The sequence below is a fragment of the Sphingopyxis sp. L1A2A genome (genome assembly GCF_005502465.1).
Taxonomy (GTDB): domain Bacteria; phylum Pseudomonadota; class Alphaproteobacteria; order Sphingomonadales; family Sphingomonadaceae; genus Sphingopyxis.
Genome location: NZ_SCOT01000024.1, coordinates 33,288 through 43,115 on the forward strand (window position 1 = coordinate 33,288; position 9,828 = coordinate 43,115).

At 64.1% G+C, this 9,828-nt stretch carries 9 protein-coding genes; 8 read left to right on the top strand and 1 reads right to left on the bottom strand.

From position 1 onward, the window contains the following. The first annotated feature begins 72 nt into the window (after positions 1–72). Genes FFS68_RS13025 through FFS68_RS13035 form a run of 3 tightly spaced genes read left to right on the top strand, consistent with a single transcriptional unit; the run spans position 73 to position 3,110 of the window. Positions 73–822, top strand: coding sequence for an electron transfer flavoprotein subunit beta/FixA family protein (locus tag FFS68_RS13025; RefSeq protein ID WP_137753636.1), 750 nt, complete (start codon positions 73–75; stop codon positions 820–822). Next, positions 819–1,748: an electron transfer flavoprotein subunit alpha/FixB family protein gene (locus FFS68_RS13030; RefSeq protein ID WP_137753637.1), complete on the top strand. Its 930-nt coding sequence runs from the start codon at positions 819–821 to the stop codon at positions 1,746–1,748. The genes FFS68_RS13025 and FFS68_RS13030 overlap by 4 nt, the downstream gene beginning before the upstream one ends. A 6-nt stretch (positions 1,749–1,754) precedes the next feature. Continuing rightward, positions 1,755–3,110 carry a DUF389 domain-containing protein gene (locus FFS68_RS13035; RefSeq protein WP_137753638.1) on the top strand — a complete coding sequence of 452 codons (1,356 nt, stop codon included), beginning with the start codon at positions 1,755–1,757 and terminating at the stop codon, positions 3,108–3,110. Positions 3,111–3,189: 79 nt separating this feature from the next. On the opposite strand, the gene FFS68_RS13040 is transcribed toward FFS68_RS13035, so the two are convergent. Next, positions 3,190–4,662 (bottom strand): ATP-binding protein, encoded by a 1,473-nt coding sequence (locus tag FFS68_RS13040; protein WP_137753639.1) that lies wholly within the window; start codon positions 4,660–4,662, stop codon positions 3,190–3,192. Positions 4,663–4,902: 240 nt separating this feature from the next. On the opposite strand from FFS68_RS13040, the gene FFS68_RS13045 reads away from it, so the two are divergent. The 5 genes from FFS68_RS13045 to map all read left to right on the top strand — a co-directional run bounded on the left by FFS68_RS13045 (position 4,903) and on the right by map (position 9,690). Then, positions 4,903–5,163: a hypothetical protein gene (locus FFS68_RS13045; protein WP_137753640.1), complete on the top strand. Its 261-nt coding sequence runs from the start codon at positions 4,903–4,905 to the stop codon at positions 5,161–5,163. Between the two features lie 619 nt (positions 5,164–5,782). Next, positions 5,783–8,134: an ATP-dependent Clp protease ATP-binding subunit ClpA gene (gene clpA, locus FFS68_RS13050; protein ID WP_137753641.1), complete on the top strand. Its 2,352-nt coding sequence runs from the start codon at positions 5,783–5,785 to the stop codon at positions 8,132–8,134. Positions 8,135–8,177: 43 nt separating this feature from the next. Continuing rightward, the gene (locus FFS68_RS13055; protein ID WP_137753642.1) at positions 8,178–8,405 is read left to right on the top strand and encodes an AbrB/MazE/SpoVT family DNA-binding domain-containing protein; all 228 of its coding nucleotides are present in this window, start codon (positions 8,178–8,180) and stop codon (positions 8,403–8,405) included. Continuing rightward, positions 8,402–8,797 carry a type II toxin-antitoxin system death-on-curing family toxin gene (locus tag FFS68_RS13060; protein ID WP_137753643.1) on the top strand — a complete coding sequence of 132 codons (396 nt, stop codon included), beginning with the start codon at positions 8,402–8,404 and terminating at the stop codon, positions 8,795–8,797. Before FFS68_RS13055 ends, FFS68_RS13060 begins: the two co-directional genes overlap by 4 nt. A 50-nt stretch (positions 8,798–8,847) precedes the next feature. Then, positions 8,848–9,690, top strand: a complete 843-nt coding sequence (gene map / locus FFS68_RS13065) for a type I methionyl aminopeptidase (RefSeq protein ID WP_137753644.1) — start codon at positions 8,848–8,850, stop codon at positions 9,688–9,690. Positions 9,691–9,828: the final 138 nt, after the last annotated feature.

Below are 9,828 nucleotides of genomic sequence, written 5' to 3' on the forward strand. Positions count from 1 at the left end.
GAGTCAGGTTGACGTTTACGTAAACGCCAATTATGGCGCAGTGCACAATTTGCTGAGAGGAGCCAAGAGCCCATGAAAATCCTCGTCCCCGTCAAGCGGGTGCTCGATTACAACGTCAAGCCGCGGGTCAAATCCGACGGCACCGGCGTCGACCTGGCCAATGTCAAAATGTCGATGAACCCGTTCGACGAGATCGGGGTCGAAGAAGCGATCCGCCTGCGCGAAAAGGGCGTTGCGACCGAGATCATCGCCGTCAGCGTCGGCCCCGCAAAGGCGCAGGAAACACTGCGCACCGCGCTCGCGATGGGCGCTGACCGCGCGATCCTGGTGCAGACCGACGATGCGGTCGAGCCGCTCGCACTCGCGAAAATCTTCAAGGCGATCGCCGACGCCGAACAGCCGGGTCTCGTGATCCTTGGCAAGCAGGCGATCGACGACGACAACAACCAGACCGGCCAGATGCTCGCCGCGCTCACCGGCTGGGCGCAGGGCACCTTCGCCAGCGCCGTCAATGTCGATGGCGACAGCGTCAACGTGACCCGCGAAGTCGACGGTGGCCTCGAAACGGTGAAACTCAAACTCCCCGCGATCGTCACCACCGACCTGCGTCTGAACGAACCGCGCTATGCTTCGCTGCCGAACATCATGAAGGCAAAGTCGAAGCCGCTCGATACCAAGACCCCCGCCGATTACGGCGTCGACACCGCGCCGCGCGTCAAGGTCGTCAAGGTCTCGGAACCGCCGGTTCGCTCGGCCGGGGTCAAGGTCGCCGATGTCGATGAACTGGTTGCCAAGTTGAAAGCCATGGGAGTGCACTCATGAAAACGCTCGTCTGGGTCGAACATGACGGCAAGGCCGTCAAGGACGCCACGCTCGCGGTGGTCACCGCCGCGTCGAAGCTCGGCGAAGTCCATCTGCTCGTCGCTGGTAGCGGCGTCGATGCGGTCGCCAAGGACGCCGCGCAGATCGCCGGGGTGGGCAAGGTTCACGTCGCCGACAACGCCGCCTTCGCGCACAATCTGCCCGAAAATATCGCGCCGCTGGTTGCCGAGCTGATGGGCAGCCACGACGCCTTCCTCGCGCCCGCGACGACGACCGGCAAGAATATCGCGCCGCGCGTCGCCGCCCTGCTCGACGTGATGCAGATTTCGGAAATCCTGTCGGTCGAGGGTCCGAAGACCTTCACCCGCCCGATCTATGCCGGCAACGCGATCGCGACCGTCGAAAGCTCGGACGCCAAGCTCGTCCTGACCGTTCGCGGCACCGCGTTCGACAAGGCCGCCACGAGCGGCGGTTCGGGTACCGTTGAAGCTGTGGGCGCGGGCAGCGATGCCGGCATCTCGAGCTTCGTCGGCGCCGAAATCGCCAAGTCGGAGCGTCCCGAACTGACCTCGGCCAAGATCATCGTGTCGGGTGGCCGCGCGCTGGGTTCGAGCGAGAAATATCAGGAAGTGATCGTGCCGCTCGCCGACAAGCTGAACGCCGCGCTCGGTGCTTCGCGTGCCGCGGTCGATGCGGGCTATGTCCCCAATGATTATCAGGTCGGCCAGACCGGCAAGATCGTCGCGCCGCAGGTCTATTTCGCGATCGGTATCTCGGGCGCGATCCAGCATCTGGCGGGCATGAAGGACAGCAAGACGATCGTCGCGATCAACAAGGACGAAGACGCCCCGATCTTCCAGGTCGCCGACTTCGGTCTCGTCGCCGATCTGTTCAACGCCGTGCCCGAGCTGACCGGCAAGATCTGATCCGCCGTGACCGGCGATCATCCCGACGTGCCCGGTATCGGCGACGCGCCGTTCAACGCCGGCGGTCGCCGGGCAACCCGGAACAGGGACCATCACGATGCGGTCGAGGGCGACGAGGCCCCCGACCGCTCGTTGATTCTGGCCGGCGTCGCGCGTGACGCACGGCTGGACCAGAAATTCCTGCTGCTCATCATTCTATCGTCGGCGATTGCGACGCTCGGGCTGCTGCAAAGCTCGGCGGCGGTGGTGATCGGGGCGATGCTCGTGTCGCCGCTGATGGGACCCATCATGGGAGTCGGCTTCGGCCTCGCGACGCTTGAGAGCAATTTGATCAAGCGATCGCTGGTGACCATCGCGGCCGGCATGGCGGTGGCGATTCTCGTTGCGATGACCGTCATCTGGCTGTCACCGATCCAGGACGTCACCGCCGAACTGCGCGCGCGAACCCAGCCGACCCTGCTCGACCTGGGCGTTGCAGTGGTCGGCGGGATCGCCGGCGTTTATGCCATCATGCGCAAGCTGTCCGGGGTGATGGTGGGCGTCGCCATCGCCACCGCCCTGGTGCCGCCGCTATCGACCGTCGGCTTTGGGCTGGTCACCGGGCGGTTCGATTTCGCGATGGGCGCGGCCCTTTTGTTCCTGACCAACACGCTGGCGATTGCGTTCGCCGCGACGATCGTTGCGCGGGTCAACCGGTTCGGGCCGTCGCTGACCCCCCAGCACACGGCGTTGCAGGTCGTCGGGATCATCGCCACGCTTGGTATCCTGTCGATCCCGCTGGCGTTGTCGCTCAACAACATCGCGCGCGAGTTGCTGGCGCGGACGACGGTGCAGGCGCAGCTCGATCGATTGATCGATAAGGATGACCGGATCGACAGTCTGAATGTGCGGATCGAAGATGGCGCGGTCGCCGTCGACGGCGTTGTGCTGGTCGATCAATATGCCGCGCGGCTGAACGCCACCCTGGCGAGCAAGGTTCGCGACCGGCTGGATCGCGACGTGCGCGTGCAGATCGTCCAGCTGCGGCAACAGACCAACGCCGCTGCGGAGTATGAAGAGCAGTTAAGCCGCCGCCTGGCGGCGCTGGAGCAGCGCGAACAGGACAGCCAGACGATCCTGGCGGGGTTGACCGTCGGCCAACTGGTGCGCCGCGACCGCGTGCTGGTCGATGCCCAGGCAAGGCGCGTCGTCGTCGCGCGCGAGCGCGATGCCGAGGGAGAGGCGGTGGCGGACGCCATCGACCGAATCATGGCGTCGGTGCAGGCCGATCATCCGCAATGGCTGATCCAGAACGGGGCGCTGAGCGCCGCGGAACCGCGCGCGAACGCCCCAATCGCCGCGGAAGCCGCTGCCACCCGTTGAGCGGTCATTGTCGGCCCACACGGCGCCGTCCCGCAACCCACCGGTAAATCAAGAGCGCCTGCCCGGCACCGCCCCCGCCCTACTCGGCCTCGGTGCTCAGCCCCAATTCGGGAATACCGATCGAACGCCGCCCGCCGAAATCCGAGCGCACGACGATCGCGCCCTGTTTTTCCATATAGTCGACCAGCCGCCGGATGCGCCCCGGCGAGCGGCTGCCATAGGCGCGGCCCAACACATCGTCGTCGGGACAGATGTCGCCATCCATCGCGGCGCGCGCGATTTGCAGAAACGGGGCGAGCATGTCGTCGGGAAGCCGTTCGGCGACACGCAGCGCCGCCGCCCAGCGTGGCTCCGATGGATCGAAGACACCGCCTTTGGCCAGCGCAAAGCGGCGCCGGAACGCGGCCAGATCGAGCGGCACCTTCTTCAGCTTCGCCATCCGGCACCGCACCGAAAAATCCTGATACAGAAAAGCCTCGGGCTGAAAGACGCTGTCGGGGTCGGTCAGCATCTCTTCGAGCATCGCGATCACCACCGCGTCGCTCTGCTCGGCCTCTTCGACCGCGGCGACAATGTCGAGCACCACAGGGGCGTCGCGGTCTTCGTGCAGCCCCTCGACCGCCGCGATGCGTTCGAGCAGTTCGCTGGCGGCAACCGGTTCGGGTTCGGGCGCAAAGACGCGCGGCGCCACCGGCGCTTCCATCTCGGTGAACAGCATCGATCGCATGTCGGCGCCGCCGGCCACCGGCAGCGGCATCAGGCTGTGCGTCCCCATCCGCGTCGCGGTCTGCGTCGCGCCGATGCGGATCGACAGCGGACGCCGCGAGATCGCGGGACCCAGCCCCAGAAAATGCCCGCGCTCCAGATCGCGGATCGCCTCCGCCTGCCGCCGCTCCATCCCGAGCAGGTCGGCGGCGCGCGCCATGTCGATGTCCAGAAAGGTCCGCCCCATCAGGAAGTTGCTCGCCTCAGCCGCGACATTTTTCGCCAATTTGGCCAGCCGCTGCGTCGCAATCGCGCCCGCCAAACCACGTTTACGCCCGCGGCACATCAGGTTCGTCATCGCCGACAGGCTGGCGCGGCGGACGGTGTCGGGCACGTCGCCCGCAACGCTCGGCGCAAACATCTGCGCCTCGTCGACCACCACCAGCGCGGGAAACCAATGCTCGCGCGGCGCATCGAACAATGCGTTCAGGAACGCCGCGGCGCAGGTCATCTGCGCCTCGATGTCGAGCGACTCCAGGCTGAGGATGATCGAGGCGCGATGTTCGCGGATACGCGCCCCCATCGCCGCGATCTCGCGCTCATTATAGTCGCCGCCGTTGATCACGACATGGCTGTACGCATCGGCAAGCGTGACGAAATCGCCCTCGGGATCGATCACGATCTGCTGCACCAGCGCGGCGCTTTCCTCGAGGATACGGCGCAGCAGGTGCGACTTGCCCGACCCCGAATTGCCCTGGACGAGCAACCGCGTCGCCAGCAGTTCCTGGACGTTGATGTGCACGCCCTGCCCGGTGCTGTCGGTTCCGATCTCGATGCTGGTCTTCACGGACGCCGCCCTATCGGGCGCCCGTGGGAATGACAACCGAGGGGACTTTCGAATGAGCCGATTTTTCCTGCGGCACCAAACAAACCTCAAAACCGTTCGCCCTGAGCTTGTCGAAGGGCCGTTTTTTCCTTGGGCTTCAAAGGAAGAACGGTGCTTCGACAAGCTCAGCACAAACGGGGTTGGGGAGCGCGGTCAGCGGGCTGACTTGCGAATCGAACGAAACGAGCCAAAAGAACCCCCATGGATTTCGACGACCAACTCCGCCGCTATTTCGGCACCGCCGACCTGGCGGCGATCCAACCCGAGGCGCACGCCGCAGGCACCGAACGCATGCGCGTCGACTTCGGCCTCGAAACCAACCCCGGCCGCCGCTTCGCCCTCTGGGCGCTGATGTACATGCTCGGCGTCGCCCCCGATCTTGACGTGGCGTTCAAGGATGAGGGCGAGCGCAACACCGCGCGCGATTTCATGGATATGGTGGATCGGGAGGGTGAGGGCTGATCCGGAGTGTCGGAAAACGACCGATAGCGGCCTTAAGCAATCCTCCCCATCGACTTGCGATGGGGAGGTGGCAGCCCGTAGGGCTGACGGAGGGGCTGCGATGTTGCTGCCCCTCCACCACCACCGCTTCGCGGCGGTCCCCTTCCCCATCGCAAGTCGATGGGGAGGATATGCAATGTCCACTTTCGACCCCAAAGCAGACATCCCCTTCAAAAGGGCCTTTCCTACATTATCCGACTGTGTCAGCCTTCATCCGGCTCTTTCATTTGGTGGATAATGCGGTCGCGGCCTGGCCTGCGGCGCGACCACGGCAGAGCGTGCCGGGCGCGCCCAACACGCCGCAATGTCCATATCGGGCGATGCACAAGGCTGAACTTTCCTGAACTTTGGAATATTACCCCGTCCTGGGGCCGACCCTATCTCGGACCAAGTCCGGGGCGACGAGGCGGATTGAAGTGCCCCCCAAATTCTCAACGCGCCGTTAACCATACCGCAACCCCCGTCATCGTAATTTCACAAAGCCATCCGCTTTTCCCTTGCGGCGCGGCGGCGGCATCGCCACGTTGTGTTCCTAGGGGCCGCCTCTCTCCCCCGGCGGGCCTCGCAAGGAGAAAAGTCCATGCCGTCCTTTTCGGAGAGCCTCGAAAAGACCCTGCACAATGCGCTGAAAGCCGCATCGGAGCGTCACCACGAATATGCGACGCTGGAGCATCTGCTCTACGCGCTGATCGACGACGACCATGCCGCCGAAGTGATGCGCGCCTGCGGCGTTGCGCTCGACGACCTGCAATCGGCGGTCGTCCATTATCTCGACACCGAACTCGACAGTTTGAAGGTCGAGGGGCACAGCGACCCGTCGCCGACAAGCGGCTTCCAGCGTGTCGTCCAGCGCGCGATCCTGCACGTCCAGTCGTCGGGCAAGGATGAAGTGACGGGCGCCAACGTCCTCGTCGCGCTCTTCTCCGAACGCGAGTCCTACGCGGTCTATTTCCTCCAGCAGCAGGATCTGACCCGCCTCGACGCGGTCTCCTATTTGAGCCACGGCGTCGGCAAGGGCGGCAAGCCCTCGCCGCAAGCCGAGCCCGAGGAGAAGGAAGAAACGAAGGACAAGGACAGCGGCGGCAAGAACAAGAAGGAAACCGCGCTCGACCAGTTCACCGTCAACCTCAACGAGAAAGCGAAAATCGGCAAGGTTGACCCGCTGATCGGCCGTAATGCCGAGGTCGACCGCACGATCCAGATCCTGTGCCGCCGCAGCAAGAACAACCCGCTTTATGTGGGTGACCCCGGCGTCGGCAAGACCGCGATCGCCGAGGGGCTCGCGCGCAAGATCATCGAGGGTGACGTGCCCGAGGTGCTGCTGCCCGCGGTGATCTATTCGCTCGACATGGGCGCGCTGCTCGCGGGTACGCGCTATCGCGGCGATTTCGAGGAGCGGCTGAAACAGGTCGTGACCGAACTCGAAGGCCTGCCGCACGCGATCCTGTTCATCGACGAAATCCATACCGTGATCGGAGCGGGCGCCACATCGGGCGGCGCGATGGATGCGTCGAACCTGCTCAAACCCGCGCTGTCGGGCGGCGTCATTCGCTGCATCGGCTCGACGACGTACAAGGAGTTCCGCAACCATTTCGAAAAGGACCGCGCACTACTGCGCCGGTTCCAAAAGATCGACGTGGTCGAACCGACGCTGGAAGACACCAAGAAGATCCTCGCGGGTCTGCGTAGTGCGTTCGAGGCGCATCATCAGGTGCGCTACACCCCCGACGCGATCAACGCGGCGGTCGAACTCAGCGCGCGTTACATCAACGACCGCAAATTGCCCGACAAGGCGATCGACGTGATCGACGAAGTCGGCGCGATGCAGATGCTGGTCGCCCCGTCGAAGCGCAAGAAGACGATCACCGCCAAGGAGATCGAGCAGGTCATCGCGACGATGGCGCGCATCCCGCCCAAATCGGTGTCGAGCGACGACAAGGCGACGCTCGCCAGCCTCGAGACCGACCTCAAGCGCGTCGTGTTCGGGCAGAATGTCGCGATCGAGGTGCTGTCGTCGGCGATCAAGCTCAGCCGTGCGGGCCTCCGCGATCCCGAAAAGCCGATCGGCAACTATCTGTTCAGCGGCCCGACCGGGGTCGGCAAGACCGAGGTCGCCAAGCAGCTCGCGTCGATCATGGGCATCCCGCTCCAGCGGTTCGACATGTCCGAATATATGGAGCGCCATTCGGTCAGTCGCCTGATCGGCGCGCCCCCGGGCTATGTCGGTTACGATCAGGGCGGGCTGCTCACCGATGCGATCGACCAGAATCCGCACTGCGTGCTGCTGCTCGACGAGATCGAAAAGGCGCATCCCGACCTGTTCAACATCCTGTTGCAGGTCATGGACCATGGCCGCCTGACCGATCATCACGGCAAGACGGTCGACTTCCGCAATGTCATTCTGATCATGACGACCAATGCGGGCGCCAGCGACATGGCGCGCGAGGGCATCGGGTTCGGCGCCTTCACGCGTGAGGATGTGCAGGAAGAAGCGGTGAAGAACCTCTTCACCCCCGAATTCCGCAACCGGCTCGATGCGATCGTGCCGTTCGGCTATCTGCCGCCCGAAGTGGTCGCGCGCGTCGTCGACAAGTTCATCCTCGAACTCGAACTCCAGCTCGCCGACCGCAACGTCCATATCCAGCTCGACGATGCGGCACGCGAATGGCTGACCGGCAAGGGTTATGACAAGCTCTACGGCGCGCGTCCGATGGGCCGCCTGATCCAGGAAAAGATCAAGCAGCCGCTCGCCGAGGAACTGCTATTCGGCAAGCTCGTCCATGGCGGCGAGGTCAAGGTGAAGATGAAGACCGGCGACGACGCCCATGTCGGCAACCCGTTGGCCTTTGAAATCGTCTCGGCGCCGCCGAAAGCGGGCAAGGGCAAAGCGAAGCTGCCCAAGGCCGACAAGGCGAAGAAGGCGGCGGAGTAGCCAGCCATCTTGATTTTTCGGAGCGGCGTGTTATAACGAACGTATGAACACGCCGCTCAAAATCACCAAAGTCGGCAATAGCGCCGCCGTCATCCTGCCAAAAGAGCTGCTCGCGCGGTTGCGCGTCGCATTGGGCGATACGCTCTATGCTACGGAAGCCCCCGATGGTTTGCGTCTGACAGCCTCCAATCCTGATTTCGCAGCCAAGATGGCGGTAGCCGAGGAAATCATGCGTGAGGATCGCGATATACTGCGCGTCCTAGCAAAATGACCGATCGCATCGAGCCGGTCTGGCTCGATGCCGATGTGGCATTGGCGATCCATGACCGACAATTGGCCGAACATGGTGGCATATCGGGCGTGCGCGATTCGGGCATGCTGGAATCGGTCTTGGCGAGACCAAGGAATCAATGGGCATATGGCGAAGACGACCATATCGCGCTCGCCGCCGCCTATGCGTTTGGCTTAGCGCGGAATCATCCTTTTGGTGACGGCAACAAAAGGACCGTGTGGGTGCTGGCGCGATTGTTTTTGCGGCTCAATGGACATCGGATAGCGTTTAGTCCCGACGCCGCCATTGCAGCGGCTCTCGCGCTGGCGGCAGGGGACCTCAGCGAAGCAGAATTGGCACAATGGTTTCGTGAACGCCTGATACCAAGTTGACGGCGCCCGCCCCCTCGCTTTTTCACCCTCCAGCCGCTATATCCCCTCTCATGTACGACTATGTCTCCGTAACCACCGCCGACGCCGGCGCGCCGACCCCGGTGCGCGACGGCACGATCAAGCTGCACGACGATGCGGGCTTTGCCGGGATGCGCAAGGCGGGGCGGCTGTCGGCCGAAATCCTCGATGCGCTGGTTCCCTTCGTCCAGCCGGGCGTGACCACCGCGGCGATCGACGACCTCGTCCGCACGATGATGCTCGATGGCGGCGGTATCCCCGCGACGCTCGGTTATCGCGGCTTCACCCACAGCTGCTGCACCAGCATCAACCATGTCGTGTGCCACGGCATCCCCGACGACAAGCCGGTGCGCGAGGGCGACATCGTCAACATCGACGTGACGACGATCATCGATGGCTGGCACGGAGACACCAGCCGCATGTATCTGGTCGGTGACGTGCCGATCAAGGCGAAGCGCCTCGTCGAAGTGACCTATGAATGCCTGATGCTGGGCATCGAGCAGGCGAAGCCCGGCAACCGCATGGGCGACGTCGCGCATGCGATCCAGAGCCACGCCGAGCGCCACCGCTATTCGGTCGTCCGCGACTTCTGCGGCCATGGGCTGGGCCAGATGTTCCACGACGCCCCCGAAGTCGTCCACGCCGGGCGCCCCGGCACCGGCCCCGAACTCCGCCCCGGCATGTTCTTTACCATCGAGCCGATGATAAACACCGGCAAATATGCGGTGAAGATGCTGAACGACGGCTGGACCGCGGTCACCCGCGACCGTTCGCTGTCGGCGCAGTTTGAGCACAGCATCGGGATCACCGAAACCGGCTGCGAGATTTTTACGGCGAGCCCGACGGGATTGAACGCGCCGCCGTGGCAAAGCTGATCAGGGCGATGATTATTTCGTCATCCCGGACTTGATCCGGGATCCCTGACGTCCACCCAGCGCTGGCCTTCGTGGACCCCGGATCAAGTCCGGGGTGACGATGGTGGGAGTCCGCCACCCTCCCGCACCCCCCACTTT